Here is a 15,281-nt window from a genome sequence, read left to right as displayed (position 1 = left end):
ATGGACAGGAGAAAAAGCATAAAATCCATTGTGCTCGGCGGCGCCGCTGCAGGATTGGCGGTCCACGGCTGCAAACCTGAAGCAGGGGCCAATGATGAACAGACCGTAGCGTTACCTGAATATAATCATAAATATGGCAGGACCCCCAAGGAGAAGGAGCTGATCCTGGAACTGGAGGCGGAACAATTTTTTAACGGACATGAATTGGAAACCATTGCCGTTTTGAGCGGTCTCATCCTTCCCGTCTCCGCAACATTTGGTAGCGCAACGGATGCAGGGGTACCCGATTTTATCGAGTTCATGGCCAAGGATATCCCGGAAACGCAGACGACGCTCCGGGGCGGGCTTATGTGGTTGGACCATAAGTGCAATACCGAATTCGGAACGGAATTCAAATCGACCGCAGAAAGGCAACAAAAACAGATCTTGGATGCCATTGCCTATCCTGATATAAATGTTCCAGAGGCCGAACGGCCCCTTGCAATACAGTTTTTCTCCGTGATGCGAAATCTGACGCTAACAGGTTACTACACTTCTGAAGTCGGCATAGCCGATCTGGGCTACAAGGGCAATACGCCCAATGTTTGGGACGGTGTGCCAGAGGATGTACTGAAACAGCACGGAGTGGCCTACGAGAAAGAATGGCTGGCCAAATGTGTGGACCAAAGCAAACGGGGCGTAATGGCGGAATGGGACGATACCGGCAATTTGCTTACTTAGCCAGTTTATTAGGATAGCTTCAAATTATAAATTAGGCCCTGACATGACAATTATCATGTTACCGTTCAAGGCCTTGGTTTATCTTTGACTAACTCTAGTTGAAAAATAGGGCTAACTCTTTCATTTTAAAAAAATGAACCACTATGGACTTGAAGTCCATAGTTTCAAGCTCTCGACTCAAAGTCGCCCGTTTGTCATTTCTCAATAATAAAGTCCGAGTTCGCCCCATCACCGGGCTTTCTATGATGCTCCAAATATGCGTTCACCATTTCATCCGTTATATTGCCCGTGCTCCAACAACCGAAACCGATCGCCCAAAAGTGGCGGCCCCAGTATCTCTTTTTCAGTTCGGGGAACTCCTGTTGCAGCTTCCTCGAGCTTCGGCCCTTCAGTTTTTTCACAAGGCCGCTCACACTTAACGAGGGACGGTACTCCATATGCATATGGACATGGTCCTTGGAGACAACCCCCTTTAAAATCACCACGTCCTCGGCCTCGCAAATCTGAATCAAAAGCGTACGGCAGCGGATCTGGATGTCGCCTTTCAGAACGGAATATCTATATTTGGTGCTCCACACAACGTGAACGCTGAGACGCGAAACCGTATGTCCATTGCCCCTTACTTTTGGCATAACACAAAAGTAGGTTTTTTTAGAAGCTAAAGCGAGATGCACTAAAGTGCATAGCTTAAACTATTTTTTGAGACCAGTTAAGTTCTTTAAAATAATAATATAAAAGCAAGTACCTAAATAAAATTAAGTTACCTTAAGACTATGAAACGCTTTTTGACCAAAATAGTATCTGTCACTTTAGCCTTCGTTGTGGTTTTTGCCACTTCGTCTTTTGTTGTGGATATGCATTTTTGTTGTAATAAGTTGGTCGATATAGCTGTTTTAAGCAAAGCGAAGCCTTGTAAAGATAAAAAAAGCGATACATCTTCCAAAGAATGCTCACTTGGGCAACAAGACTGCTGTAGCAATTCTTCTATTGTGAAAAATGCGGATGACAACGCCAAAAAAGCTCAAGTTGAGTACACTTCAGATAACATTGTCTTCTTACAAACATTTTTCTACACTTACATAAACCTATTTGAAGGACTTGAACTAAAAGTAGTTCCCTTTACCGTCTACGACCCCCCTTTTTTAGAGAAGGACATTCTTGTGCTTCACGAGACTTTTTTACTTTGATCTTACAATAGCGGATTGTTAGAACAATAATCCGCACTTCCCATTTAGCCAATGCTATAGTATTGGCTACCTATCGTCGTACTCATATTCCAGCGACAGCATTCCCATTGGTCATGCACCAAAAATCAACAAACCGATATAGGTTTTAACATAAGAACAATTAAAAAAATCAGGTATGCACTCCGAGAGAGAATACTGGATCAAGAATATGGTCTGCAGGCGTTGCCTGAAAGTCATCAAGCAAGAACTTGAAGCGATCAAGGTGATCGTACTTTCCCTCGAACTGGGGAAACTAACGGTTCATATTGACACTGATACCGATAAGGATATTGATAAAAAAATAGCAAGTATCCTTCACGCCAACGGATTTGAAATAGTAAGGAGCGAGGAAGAAATGCTGGTCGAAAGAATAAAGATCATTCTGATAGAACTTATTTCGGAACTACCGATCAATATTAATCAAAACACATCCGAACATTTGGCGACTCTTTTGCATCGGGATTACAAAATTCTGAGTAAAATTTTCTCTAAAAATGGGAATACCACTATAGAAAAGTACTTTATAAAATTAAAAATTGAGAAGGCAAAAGAGCTGATACAAATGCAACAGCATACCTTTTCCGATATCGCCTATTTGCTGGACTATAGCAGTGTGAACCACTTGTCGAGACAATTTAAAAATACGGAAGGGATGAGCATGACCGATTACAAGAACAATCCGCTATGGGAACGGAATTTCCTTGACGAAATTATATAGATATGAACGAAGATTATGCAGATGATAGTTTGGGGGAACACATAATTTCAGCATTGAGAAATTAAGAATTCGGGCAACGGAAAAAGTCGATATAAATTGTGAAAAGAATAAAATAAAACGAAACAATATTTAAGTACTTAAGTATAATTAAAATTAAATATCATGAAAACAGCAACACTAATTTTTTCACTGATTGCAGTTACCGTTTTAAGTAGTTGTAATCAAATTACAGATGTAAATGTCATGCTTGAAAGTCCTGAAACTAGAACAGAACTTTTTGATGCAATTGCCAGTAATCACAGCTACATGACCCAATTCATGGACAACATGCACGGCAACGACCATGCCATGCAGATGATGCAGGGCGATCAAAAGATGATGGGCAATATGATGCAAGGCGGTGGTATGAAAATGATGATGAAAGACAGCATGATGATGAAAAACATGATGCAGTCCATGATGAAGGACGGTAAGATGATGGGCAATATGATGCAGATGATGCACGAAAAGGGCATAATGAGCGAAGATTGCATGGAGTCATGCAAGAAAATGATGAATGAGTAAGGGCTAAAAGTTATAAAACAAGGCGAACTCGAATTGAGTAAAAGCCAAAGCCATGGCGACCATCATTAAAGAATATAACATTTAACGCTAAAAATAAAAATTATGAAAGGTCATTGGATTTGGATGGTCATCGGATGCGGTCTTCCGCTATTGTTGATTTTTTTCGCACCCGCACTAGGTATTACTGGAAATAGCTGGCTTTTTGCCTTTATATTCCTAATGTTCGTGTTTCACCTAATTATGCCCCACGGCGGGCACGGCCGTGGTGGACATGCACACGGCGCACATGGTCGACCGAGCGAAAACAGCGACCCTGAACGCGGAAAGGAAGTACCTGCCGAAGGGACACAAGAAGAACATAAGGGGCATAGGCACCATTGAAGATAAACTACTAGCAAATGAAACACAGATATCAAATAAACGGAATAAGCTGTAGCGGTTGTGTGGCACGGGTCAAGAAAACCCTGGAAGCACATCCTGATATTGAGAAAACCGAGATTTTCCTTCATCCAAAGGGAGCCACGATCATAAGTATGAAAGAAGAACTTTCGAGAGAAGATTTGCAAAGGCAACTCAACAAATTAGATGGCTATACCATTACGGAAATCATTTAAAATAATAATAACCTTAAACGTAACACTATGTTTTTTAGAGATGGATTTTTTTGGGGCATGCACCTAATCTGGTGGGGCATTTGGCTCGTGGCTTTAGGCTGGATTTTCTTTGGCCCGTCGAACTGGCCTTATCCAGAAGAAGAGGAAGACGATATCTTGGTAACGCTCAAAAGACGGTTTGCCAAAGGCGAGATTACCGCACAGGAATATGAGGAATCAAAGAGCCTCTTAAAATCGGACAAATAGTCCAACCACAAACAACTATTAACCCTTAAAACTAAAAACTATGCATTTTTTTGACGGACACTTCGGCGGTATGCACTTCGTATGGTGGATCATATGGTTGATCCTCTTGATATGGATATTCTTTGTTCCATATGACATCCCTTATAAAAAATCAAAGAATGAAGACCCACTCGGAATTCTTAAAAAAAGATTTGCGAAAGGGGAGATCACTAAAGAGGAATATGAGGAATCGAAAAAAATTCTAAAATCGAAATAGGTAATGTGTGTTTAACATAAAACAAAAATCATGAATCGTATCAACGTAAAAAAATTCGGCTTTGCTCTTGGTTTTACAGGAGCCTTGGTCTATGCAGGGTGCATGATCGTAATGGCAACAGCCGGACAAGAAGGTACAATAACCTTCTTCAACAGCCTCTTACACGGGCTCGATGTCACAAATATAATTAGAATGGATGTTCCCCTTTTGGAAGCCCTTTTTGGATTCGTCCAAACTTTCATCTTGGGGTGGCTTATAGGTGCCTGTATCGCGGCGTTTTATAACGTACAAATTAAGAAGTAATTGCAATACGTATGTTTCATCTGTTTGCTTATTCGCGTTCACTTTCGGCATCTACCGGTCGGGACTTTACGAGCATTGATAATGGAGAAAACTGATTAAACCCAAAACGATATGATGATCTTGAATTAATCATAAATCTAAATAAATAATGAAAATACTATTAGCTATAGATGGTTCGGAATACAGCCAAGCGGCTGTTAACCAACTTGCGAAGATGCCATTTTCGCCACAAACCGAAGTGCGAATCATATCGGTCTTCGACAATTCGCTATTGATCACTTCGGAAGGAACACCTATGGGCGGTTGGTCGAGGGACCTTCAACAAGCAGATGCCATAGCTAGAAAAGCGGCAATGGGCAAGGCAAAAGAAGCAGCTAAATTATTGAAGGAAAAGAATCCGTTGCTGTTACTAACTACCACAGTTCAGGTCGGTTCTCCAAAACATGCCATCCTAGATGAGGCGGAAGCCTTTGGGGCAAATCTGATCGTGGTGGGATCACATGGCCATAGCGGATTCTCCCGATTTCTGCTTGGCTCCGTTTCCCAGTCCGTGGCAATGCATGCCCACTGTTCGGTCATGATAGTGCGCAAACAGGATGAATAGAAAATGTTTCGTTTGAGTGCGAATTGGAAAAATTAGTAAATACACTATGGATATTAAAAATAATCGCACATCTGAAAATACTATGGAAGCTGCTTGCAAGGTAACAGATGATATCTGTCTTCCAGATTCAAAATTTCCGCGTGTGGTTATCATTGGTGGAGGATTTGCAGGACTGGCCTTGGTAGAAAAATTGAAGCACAAGGAGCTTCAGGTGGTTTTGTTCGATAAAAATAACTTCCATCAGTTTCAACCCTTATTTTATCAAGTCGCGACGAGTGCTTTGGAGCCTGACAGTATTGTATTTCCATTCAGGAAACAAATCAGTGGATATAAAAACGTAGCGTTTCGTTTGGTCGAAGTCGAGGAAATTCAACCTTCTTTAAATACCCTAATAACTTCCAAAGGAAAAGTTCATTACGATTACCTAGTACTGGCAACAGGTACGACCACCAATTTTTTTGGAATGGATTCCGTTGAGGAAAACAGTTTGGGGATGAAAGATATTCGTGATTCCCTCAACATCCGCCATATGATGCTGCAAAATCTGGAACAGGCTGCTATTACCTGTGATGATGATGAAAGGGATGCTCTGACCAATTTTGTTATTGTGGGAGGCGGTCCTGCTGGTGTAGAGATGGCCGGAGCCTTGGCAGAATTCTGTAAATACATTCTACCGAAGGATTATCCGGAGTACCCTTCTTCGATAATGAAAATATATTTAATAGAAGCCATTGATGAATTGTTGAGCACAATGTCTGATAAAGCATCTTCTAAAACCTTAAAGTATTTGAAGGACTTAAATGTAAAAGTACTATTCAATGAATCAGTGAGTGATTATGACGGCTCACAGGTTACCACAAAAAGTGGAAAGACCATTTTAGCCAAAAACCTAATCTGGACAGCTGGTGTAAAAGGGCAGTTCCCGAAAGGAATAGATGAAAAACACGTGGTTAAGGGCAACCGTTTAAAAACCGATTCCAATTTAAAAGTGGAGGGTCACGAAAACATTTTTGCTATAGGCGACATAGCGGCTATAATTACAGAACAAACACCAAAAGGACATCCGCAAGTAGCACAGACAGCTATTCAACAAGGCAAATATTTGGGTAGTTCATTATTAAAAATCATGGAGGGTGAGGCCGTAAAACCTTTTGAATATAAAGATAAGGGGTCGTTGGCGACAGTAGGAAAACGTAAGGCAGTGGCTGATCTGGGCAAATTCAAGTTTGCAGGTTATTTCGCTTGGTTGCTATGGTCTATTGTGCACTTGTTATCCATAAGCGGATTTAGAAATAGATTGATGGTTGGTTTTAATTGGGCGGTAAGCTATTTCAGTTATGAAAAGAGCAACCGCGTAATTATTAGAAATTTTAAGCCAAAATCAGTTATTCACACGAAGAAATAGTCTAAAAATGAAAGACACCACAGGTAAAAATAGCAAGCTCTCCCTAATAGGTTCCATATCTCTTGGCACAGGCGTAATGATTGGTGCTGGTATATTTGTGCTAATGGGACAAATAGCAGAGTTGGTGGGCGATTTATTCCCCATTGCTTTTATTGCAGGTGCCATTGTGGTAGGATTCAGTTCTTATTCCTATGTAAAGTTTTCAAATGCTTTTCCTTCCTCTGGAGGGGTTGTCAAATTTTTAAATAAATCTTACGGGCCAGGAACAACAACAGGAGTTTTTTCTTTATTGATGTATGTTTCTATGGTGGTTTCAGAAAGTCTGGTAGCAGGCACTTTTGGCGCATATACACTTCGGTTGTTCCCAGAGAGTTTCACGAGTTATGCATCGGTTCTTGGTATTCTACTTTTGGTAATGGCCTATATCGTGAATATTTCAGGTAATAAAGTAATTGGTGCAACAGCCACCTTTACAGCAATTATAAAAGTTCTGGGTATTGCACTGCTCGCCATTGCGGGTCTTATAGCTTCCGGGTTTGCAGATATTACAGGAAATTACATCTCTCAAAATACCGAAGCCTTACCACAGGGATTAAGCTTTGTAGCTGCATTGGCATTGGCAATCCTCGCCTACAAAGGGTTTACAACCATTACAAATCAGGGCGGCGATATTAAAAACCCACATAAAAACCTGGGACGATCCATTATTATTTCTATTCTAATCTGTACGATCATTTATGTAGCACTGGCTTTGGCAGTGGCGGGAGGCTTAACCATTCCTGAAATCATTGCTGCAAAAGATTATGCCCTTGCGGCGGCCGCAAAACCTATTTTTGGGGAATGGGGCTCTTGGTTTACCATTGGCATTGCAATAATTGCCACAGTATCTGGTGTTATTGCCAGTGTTTTTTCATCATCACGCCTATTGGGGATGTTGAGCAATATGAAGCAAGTACCTTCCTTAAAAAGAATGGGAAACCTTAAAAATCCCGCCCTCATATTGACGGTTTCACTTGCCATTTTACTCACTGCCCTACTCGATTTAACAAGGATTGCTTCCATAGGAGCTATATTTTATCTCATTATGGACATTGCAATTCACTGGGGGCTTTTCCGCCACCTAAAAAAAGAAGTGAAATTTCAACCTCTCATTCCTTTAATAGCCATAGTAATGGATATCGCGGTGCTCACTGCCTTTCTATATTTAAAATACCTGAACGATCCTTTGGTACTTATTGTAGCGGCAATTGGGATTATTCTAATTATTATTTCGGAACGACTATTTATGATTTCGCATACAGACGATGAAGGCAATATGCCGATGGGAATGGAAGACAACAAACCTGTTAATGAAAAAATGTAATAACTATTTAATTCTCAAAATTATGGAATAGAAAAACAACAATAAAAAGTAGATAATTGATAGAAGGAGTAAAAACAGTTTATATAAAAATTAATAACAATTAAAAAGATCAAAATTATGGAACAACAAGTAGAAATTAAAGGAATGACCTGTGGCGGATGTGTAAAAACCGTTGAAAAAGCATTGAGTCAAATAGAAGGGGTGAAATCGGTATCGGTAAGTCTTTCTCCACCAAAAGCAGTGATACAAGCAGATAGCAGTGTAAGCACGGCACAATTGCAGACGGCATTATCAAAAGCCGGCAATTATAGCATTGCAGGAACCCAAGCGGCCAATGAACAAAAAAAATCTGGTGGTGGATGCTGTGGATAACCATCAGTTCTGGAAACTTCGGCCTCTTCTTGATAGAGGCCGTTATAGATAGCTTAAAATCAAAACTCATCAGAGAAAACGTATTGAATCAATAACATAAAAATAATGAAAAACATAGCAGTTATAGGTTACGGAGTCATAGGAAAAAGAGTAGCCGACGCCATCAATCTACAAGACGATATGAAACTTGTGGGAGTGTGCGATATAATTAGCGATTGGCGCATTCAAAATGCCGTAAGAAAGAAGTATGACATCTATGCAGCTACCGAAGATGCAGCTGATAAAATGAAGTCCGAAGGTATTTCAGTAAAAGGCAATATGCAGGAACTTTTAACCAAATCAGACCTCGTCGTGGACTGCACGCCTAAAAAAATTGCGGCTCAAAATGTAAAAATCTATAAAGAAAAAGGAATCAAATTTATTGTTCAAGGTGGCGAAAAACACGAAACCACAGGCCATTCCTTTAGTGCCGAAAACAATTATCAATCCGCTATAAATGTAGATGCTACACGGGTTGTTTCCTGCAATACCACCTCTATTTTAAGAACATTAACCGCTCTAAAAAGAGCTGGATTATTGGATTATGCCAGAGGTACGCTTTTAAGAAGAGCAACAGATCCTTGGGAAAGCCATTTAGGTGGTATTATGAACACAATGGTTCCTGAAAGAGATATCCCGAGCCATCAAGGCCCTGATGCTCAAAGTGTCGATCCAGATTTGGATGTCATCACTTCCGCAGTAAAAGTGCCAGAAACATTAAGCCATATGCACTACTGGAATGTAAAATTGAAAAAACAAACCACAAAGGAAGAAGTTATAAAGGCCTTTAAAACCTCCAGCCGTATTAAACTGATTCAATATGACCAAGGTTTGGTTTCCAACAATACCATTAAGGAAATGTTCTTGGACATGGGAAGGCCTTGGGGCGATATGTATGAAGTTGCTCTTTGGGAAGATATGCTGAAAGTAGTAGGCGATGAATTGTTTTATGCTTACGTGGTCGATAATCAGGCCATTGTTATTCCAGAAACTATTGATGCCATTCGAGCACTTACTGGAATTGAAACAAATGGAGCCAAGTCAATTTCAAAAACAAATGCAAGTTTAGGAATACATTAATCTTTATTAAAATGAAAACAGAGAAAAGTATATCAGAAATTTTAGGAGATAAAGCATCCTTCTATTTGAATCACGTTTGTGAAAAAATAACGAAAGATGAATTGCAAACCCCTAGTAAGAATAGTTTTGAAAAGGTATTTAGCAATAGCAACAGAAATCCGCAGGCATTGCGAAGTCTTGCCCAATTGTATAATCACGGAAATCTGAGAGGCACAGGGTATTTAAGTATTCTTCCTGTTGACCAAGGCATTGAGCATAGCGCAGCATTTTCATTCTATAAAAATCCCGATTATTTTGACCCGGAAAACATTATAAAACTTGCTATTGAAGCTGATTGTAATGGTGTGGCATCTACGTTTGGCGTATTGGGATTGAACGCTCGGAAATATGCACATAAAATTCCGTTCATCGTCAAGCTTAACCATAATGAGCTCCTCACCTATCCCACTAAATATGACCAAACCTTATTCGGTAAAGTAAAATCGGCTTGGGATATGGGAGCAGTTGCCGTAGGTGCCACCATCTATTTTGGTTCTAATGAAAGCAACAGACAGCTTAAAGAAATAGCAGAAGCATTTGAAGAAGCACATAATTTAGGAATGGCGACCATCTTATGGTGCTATACCCGAAACGAAGCTTTTAAAACTGAAAAAGAAGATTATCACGCGGCTGCCGATTTAACAGGACAGGCCAACCATTTGGGCGTAACCATTCAGGCAGATATCATCAAGCAAAAATTACCGACCAATAATTTCGGATTCAAAGAAATTGGGTTTGGAAAATATGATGATGAAATGTACAAAACCCTTACTACAGACCATCCCATTGATCTATGCAGGTTGCAAGTTGCTAATTGCTATATGGGAAAAATAGGCTTGATTAATTCAGGCGGAGGTTCCAAAGGTGAGTCAGATTTGACCGAAGCTGTGACAACCGCTGTCATCAATAAAAGAGCGGGAGGTTCCGGTTTGATTATGGGCAGAAAGGCGTTTCAAAAACCCTTTGGCGAAGGAGTTGGATTATTGCACATGGTGCAACAAGTATATCTGGAAAAGAGCATAACAGTGGCTTAACTTATCTATAAATACGGAAAGAGATAATTATGAATCAAAAATTAAACCATTGACATATTTACAGCTAAAAGGGAAAGAACAACTACAACCAGATAGAACCAAAATAAATGAAGCAACATGGAGCATACAAATCAGATTAATACTAAAATATCCATAGAAAAACTAGGGGTCATACTTAGTCCCAGCAAATTGGGATTTGAAAATAATGGTGTGTTAAATCCAGGAATATTCCAAGAGGGCGAACAGGTGCATATTTTTTACCGTGCCGTGGAAGATGGCAATTTTTCAACGATAGGCTATGCCAAATCAAATGGTCCGTCCGAAATTGTAGAAAGGCTTAAGCACCCTTTAATGACCCGTGATTTTGACTATGAAAAACACGGGGTGGAGGACCCAAGAATCGTTAAAATCGATGACCTCTATTACTTGACATATACAGCCTATGACGGGATCAATGCTATGGGTGCTCTGGCCATTTCTAAAGATCTAAAACATTTTGAGAAAAAGGGAATTATAACACCTCCCATTAGCTATAAGGAATATAAGTATCATCTAGAACACTGTAATCAGGAAAAGTTGAACCCTAAATATTATTACTATTACAATCTTTTTGCCCAAATAGGACTGATAGATGAAGAGCATAGGTTCTTACGAGACAAGGATATTGTGTTCTTCCCCAGAAAGATTAATGGAAAATTTGTGATGCTACATCGAATCTGGCCTGGTATTCAAATGGTACAATTCGAGAATTGGGAAGATCTTACTAAGGAATTCTGGGGAAACTATATAAAAGAACTCTCATCCCACATAATCTTAGACCCCCATTATAATTTCGAAATAAATTATCTTGGGGCAGGTAGCCCACCCATTGAAACAAAGGATGGTTGGCTAGTGATCTATCATGGTGTTTGTGAAACAAACATCAGAAAAACCTATCACGCCGCTGTCGCCCTATTAGATATCAAAGACCCTACAAAAGTGGTTGGGAGGTTACCCTATCCCCTATTTTCCCCTTCAGAGGAATGGGAAATAAATGGTGTAGTAAACCACGTTGTATTTCCTACAGGAACCGCTTTGTTTGATGATGATCTTTACATTTATTACGGCGCCGCAGACAAGTATATTGCTGTAGCGAAAGTTAGTTTAAAATCGCTGATTTCTGAATTACAACAGAATAAAGTATAAAATTTAGAAGAGTTAGATGGCAATTTGTTATTAAATAACATGAGAAGTAAAACGCTGACACAATTTTGAAAATAGGAATTATGAAGACGAATTTAAAGATGATACTCATTTCTTCCTTTCCTCCACGGGAATGTGGCATTGCGACATTCTCACAGGATCTCTCTAATGCGATACGCAAGATTTACGGACATACATTGCCTTTAGAAATTTACGCTTTGGAAAATGATCTGGAGAAATGTGTAAAAAGAGATAAAGTAACGGATACTTTGCATGCACCAACATTAGCCGAATATAGAAGAGTTGCTAATGCCATAAATGAACGTGATGATGTGGGGATGATTTGCATTCAACATGAATTTGGTCTTTTCGGTGGAGACTTTGGCGAAAACATTCTGTCATTTATGCTGGCTGTTAATAAACCAATAGTATTAGTTTTTCATACAGTGCTTCCAAATCCGGAAAGCAAATTAAAAAGTGTTGTAACGGCTCTTTGTGATCTGTCCGAAAAAGTAATTGTCCTCACAGAGAATTCCCAAAAAATCTTGAAAAATGAATACAATATAATCACAGAGAAAATAGAGGTGATACCACACGGAACGCATAGTGTATTATGGAAAGACAAGGAAAAATTAAAAACTAAATATGGATTTACGGAGAACATCATACTATCTACTTTCGGGCTTATAAGCGCAAATAAGAATATTGAAACCGTCCTCTATGCTTTACCAGAAATTATAGGAAAATATCCAAATGTTATTTATCTCATTTTAGGCAAAACGCATCCCGAAGTTATCAAAAACGACGGTGAAAAATACCGACAAAGACTAACGGAAATTATTACCAGCCTGAATCTCACAGCAAACGTTCAATTTGTTAATAAATATCTGGAACTTGACGAAGTGCTGGAATATCTAAAACTTTCAGACCTGTATTTATTTTCTTCCAAGGATCCTAATCAGGCAGTAAGCGGAACATTAGCCTACGCCATGAGTACGGGTTGTCCTGTTATTTCTACACCTTTTCCGCATGCAAAAGAATTAATAAATGATTCAAATGGTATTCTGCTGAATGATTTTAACAATCCAAAACAATTTCAAGATGCGATTATCTGCTTGTTAGATAATAACGAAAAAAGAACAGAGATGGGTAGAAATGCATTCTCAAAAATGCGCGCAACCTGTTGGGAAAATGTAGCAATAGGATATGGAAGGATTTTCGGAAAGATCACAAATAAAAATGAAGACTTAATCTATCAATTACCTGTAATAAACACTTTGCATTTTGAAGAATTGACTACCAATTTTGGGATGCTTCAGTTTTCTAAATTTGATACACCTGATCTCACTTCAGGATATACTTTAGATGATAATGCCCGTGCCTTGATTGCAATCATTATGTACTATGAGAAATTTAATAAAGAAGATTCATTAACCTTGGCAACGAGGTATATAAATTTTATGGATTTTGTTCAGCAGGACAATGGTTGGTTTCAAAATTATGTAGATATTAATGGTAAAATTACCTCTAAAAATCATGAAGTCAATCTTGAAGATGCAAATGGTCGAGCACTTTGGAGTTTAGGATATGTTTTGTCTAAAAAACTTTTAATACCAAATAATATCATTGCAACGGCTGAAAATTGTTTTGTAAAAGCCTTGCCAAACATCGCTTCACTTACCTCGCCGAGAGCGATAAGTTTCGCCTTAAAGGGACTTTATTATTTCAATACCACTTCTAAAAAAAGCGTTGAAGCAGTAACAGAGATAATGGTACAAAAATTATTGCGCTACTATGAAGTCACATCTGATCAAGACTGGAACTGGTATGAAGATTATCTTACCTACGCAAATAGTGTTCTGCCTGAAGCCATGATGAATGCGTACTTAATTTTAGGAAATAAAAAATACAAAGAAATAGCAGAAGTCACTTTTGATTTTCTTCTGTCTCAATATTTCATGAAAGGAAAAATTCAGGTAATTCCTAATAAAGGCTGGTTTCACAAACGAAATGAACGCACATTTTTTGGAGAACAACCTATAGAGGTAGCCTACACTATGTTCACACTTGAATTGTTTTATCAGGTAACGCAAAAAATTAAATATAAAGAACAGTTGCAAATCGCATTCAGTTGGTTTCTTGGCAATAATCATCTCACTCAAATAATGTACAATCCTGTTAACGGAGGAAGTTACGACGGTTTGGAAAAAGAAAATATTAATATTAACCAAGGTGCGGAATCAACAGTTTGTTTCCTTCTGGCGAGACTAGTTATTGATAAATGGGAGACGAAAAATGAATCCGAAACTTTTAATATTATGAGCTATGAATCCTGAAACGTCATATATTCTTACGATTAATGGTGGCTCTTCCAGCATCAAATTTTCTTTATATAAGGTAAAAGAACCTCTTGAGAGGTTGCTTTATGGAGCGATAGAAAACATCGGTGACAAAAAGGTTAAATTCAATTTTACTACCGCTCATAATCCACAAAAAATCAGGTATGATATTGAAGCTAAAAACCACCAACAAGCAGCGAACCATTTGGTTGACTGGCTGGAGAAGCAGCAAGATTTTACTTCAGTCTCAGCAATAGGGCATCGCATTGTTCATGGGATGCAACATACCGAACCAGAATTAATTACAGATCAGTTGTTGAATAAATTAAAAAAAATCAGCGACTTTGATCCTGAACATTTGCCCGAAGAAATTAGACTGATAGAGGTGTTTAAGAAACGCCATCCCGGTATAAAACAAATAGCCTGTTTCGATACTTCATTTCATAATTCCATGCCGGTGGTCGCAAAGTTATTATCCATTCCGCGTCGCTATTATGAAATGGGAATACGCCGATACGGGTTTCATGGGCTTTCTTATGCGTATCTACTGGAGGAACTTGATCGTATTGCTGGAATGGAAGCTGCAAAAGGCAAAATAATTCTGGCGCACCTTGGCAGCGGTGCAAGTTTGGCAGCGATAAAAAATCGGAAAAGTATCGACACCAGCATGGGTTTTACGCCAACATCAGGATTGCCCATGGGCACGCGCACCGGTGATTTGGATCCAGGGGTTGCTTGGTATTTAATGCATAATGAAAATTTTACCCCAAAGAAGTTCAGCGATCTTATTAATCACGAATCTGGCTTGCTCGGTATTTCAGAATCAAGCTCTGACATGCGGGAACTAATGGATTATGAAGAAACTGACAGCCGCGCCACCGCGGCGATCGAGCTGTTTTGCTATCAAACAAAAAAATGGATCGGCTCATTTGCAGCGGCACTCGAAGGCTTGGATACACTGGTGTTTTCAGGTGGAATTGGGGAACATTCTCCCGAAGTGAGAAGTAAAATATGTGACGGTCTTGAATTTCTGGGAATAGAATTGGACGAGATAAACAATATGAATAATGAAATAGTTATTTCCTCTAACAAAAGTAAAGTAAAGGTATATGTAATTATAACCAATGAGGAATTGATGATTGCAAAACTGGTTGATGATTTTTTGAAATAATTATAA

General features: G+C 39.1%; 19 protein-coding genes. 18 read left to right on the top strand and 1 reads right to left on the bottom strand.

Annotation, left to right across the window (positions count from 1 at the left end; translation table 11 throughout):
- Positions 1 to 720, top strand: a complete 720-nt coding sequence (locus tag BLT07_RS04095) for a gluconate 2-dehydrogenase subunit 3 family protein (protein WP_091866062.1) — start codon at positions 1 to 3, stop codon at positions 718 to 720.
- A 194-nt stretch (positions 721 to 914) separates the two neighbouring features.
- On the opposite strand, the gene tnpA is transcribed toward BLT07_RS04095, so the two are convergent.
- Entirely contained in the window at positions 915 to 1,352 is a 438-nt protein-coding gene (gene tnpA, locus BLT07_RS04090) for an IS200/IS605 family transposase (RefSeq protein WP_091866060.1), read from the bottom strand.
- 141 nt (positions 1,353 to 1,493) lie between these two features.
- Here tnpA and BLT07_RS04085 point away from each other — a divergent pair, with 141 nt between their 5' ends.
- The 17 genes from BLT07_RS04085 (at position 1,494) to BLT07_RS04005 (ending at position 15,275) form a co-directional block, all read left to right on the top strand.
- A complete protein-coding gene (locus BLT07_RS04085) occupies positions 1,494 to 1,907 on the top strand; it encodes an HYC_CC_PP family protein (RefSeq protein WP_091866058.1) in 414 nt (137 codons plus the stop codon).
- A gap of 175 nt (positions 1,908 to 2,082) precedes the next feature.
- A complete protein-coding gene (locus BLT07_RS04080; protein ID WP_091866056.1) occupies positions 2,083 to 2,664 on the top strand; it encodes a helix-turn-helix domain-containing protein in 582 nt (193 codons plus the stop codon).
- A 162-nt stretch (positions 2,665 to 2,826) separates the two neighbouring features.
- A complete protein-coding gene (locus BLT07_RS04075; RefSeq protein WP_091866055.1) occupies positions 2,827 to 3,228 on the top strand; it encodes a hypothetical protein in 402 nt (133 codons plus the stop codon).
- A 102-nt stretch (positions 3,229 to 3,330) separates the two neighbouring features.
- Positions 3,331 to 3,609 carry a hypothetical protein gene (locus BLT07_RS04070; protein ID WP_245726441.1) on the top strand — a complete coding sequence of 93 codons (279 nt, stop codon included), beginning with the start codon at positions 3,331 to 3,333 and terminating at the stop codon, positions 3,607 to 3,609.
- A 17-nt stretch (positions 3,610 to 3,626) separates the two neighbouring features.
- Positions 3,627 to 3,842: a heavy-metal-associated domain-containing protein gene (locus BLT07_RS04065; RefSeq protein ID WP_091866051.1), complete on the top strand. Its 216-nt coding sequence runs from the start codon at positions 3,627 to 3,629 to the stop codon at positions 3,840 to 3,842.
- A 27-nt stretch (positions 3,843 to 3,869) separates the two neighbouring features.
- On the top strand, positions 3,870 to 4,088 hold the full coding sequence (locus BLT07_RS04060; RefSeq protein ID WP_091866049.1) for an SHOCT domain-containing protein: 219 nt from the start codon (positions 3,870 to 3,872) through the stop codon (positions 4,086 to 4,088).
- A gap of 40 nt (positions 4,089 to 4,128) precedes the next feature.
- A complete protein-coding gene (locus BLT07_RS21545) occupies positions 4,129 to 4,344 on the top strand; it encodes an SHOCT domain-containing protein (RefSeq protein ID WP_091866047.1) in 216 nt (71 codons plus the stop codon).
- 30 nt (positions 4,345 to 4,374) lie between these two features.
- Complete coding sequence (locus BLT07_RS04050) at positions 4,375 to 4,647, top strand: DUF5676 family membrane protein (protein WP_091866045.1); 273 nt, start codon at positions 4,375 to 4,377, stop codon at positions 4,645 to 4,647.
- Between the two features lie 148 nt (positions 4,648 to 4,795).
- Positions 4,796 to 5,251 (top strand): universal stress protein, encoded by a 456-nt coding sequence (locus BLT07_RS04045; RefSeq protein ID WP_091866043.1) that lies wholly within the window; start codon positions 4,796 to 4,798, stop codon positions 5,249 to 5,251.
- Positions 5,252 to 5,297: 46 nt separating this feature from the next.
- Positions 5,298 to 6,656 carry an NAD(P)/FAD-dependent oxidoreductase gene (locus tag BLT07_RS04040; RefSeq protein ID WP_175455249.1) on the top strand — a complete coding sequence of 453 codons (1,359 nt, stop codon included), beginning with the start codon at positions 5,298 to 5,300 and terminating at the stop codon, positions 6,654 to 6,656.
- A 7-nt stretch (positions 6,657 to 6,663) separates the two neighbouring features.
- On the top strand, positions 6,664 to 8,019 hold the full coding sequence (locus BLT07_RS04035; protein ID WP_091866041.1) for an APC family permease: 1,356 nt from the start codon (positions 6,664 to 6,666) through the stop codon (positions 8,017 to 8,019).
- Positions 8,020 to 8,136: 117 nt separating this feature from the next.
- The gene (locus BLT07_RS04030) at positions 8,137 to 8,391 is read left to right on the top strand and encodes a heavy-metal-associated domain-containing protein (RefSeq protein WP_091866039.1); all 255 of its coding nucleotides are present in this window, start codon (positions 8,137 to 8,139) and stop codon (positions 8,389 to 8,391) included.
- 105 nt (positions 8,392 to 8,496) lie between these two features.
- A complete protein-coding gene (locus BLT07_RS04025; protein WP_091866037.1) occupies positions 8,497 to 9,510 on the top strand; it encodes a type II glyceraldehyde-3-phosphate dehydrogenase in 1,014 nt (337 codons plus the stop codon).
- 11 nt (positions 9,511 to 9,521) lie between these two features.
- Positions 9,522 to 10,583 carry a class I fructose-bisphosphate aldolase gene (locus BLT07_RS04020; RefSeq protein WP_091866035.1) on the top strand — a complete coding sequence of 354 codons (1,062 nt, stop codon included), beginning with the start codon at positions 9,522 to 9,524 and terminating at the stop codon, positions 10,581 to 10,583.
- A gap of 117 nt (positions 10,584 to 10,700) precedes the next feature.
- Entirely contained in the window at positions 10,701 to 11,768 is a 1,068-nt protein-coding gene (locus tag BLT07_RS04015) for a glycoside hydrolase family 130 protein (RefSeq protein WP_091866033.1), read from the top strand.
- A gap of 80 nt (positions 11,769 to 11,848) precedes the next feature.
- The gene (locus BLT07_RS04010; RefSeq protein WP_091866031.1) at positions 11,849 to 14,101 is read left to right on the top strand and encodes a glycosyltransferase; all 2,253 of its coding nucleotides are present in this window, start codon (positions 11,849 to 11,851) and stop codon (positions 14,099 to 14,101) included.
- Complete coding sequence (locus tag BLT07_RS04005; protein ID WP_091866029.1) at positions 14,091 to 15,275, top strand: acetate/propionate family kinase; 1,185 nt, start codon at positions 14,091 to 14,093, stop codon at positions 15,273 to 15,275. Before BLT07_RS04010 ends, BLT07_RS04005 begins: the two co-directional genes overlap by 11 nt.
- Positions 15,276 to 15,281: the final 6 nt, after the last annotated feature.

This window comes from Pricia antarctica (assembly GCF_900101815.1).
In the GTDB taxonomy this organism is placed as follows: domain Bacteria; phylum Bacteroidota; class Bacteroidia; order Flavobacteriales; family Flavobacteriaceae; genus Pricia; species Pricia antarctica.
This window is presented reverse-complemented; position numbering and strand designations above follow the sequence as displayed.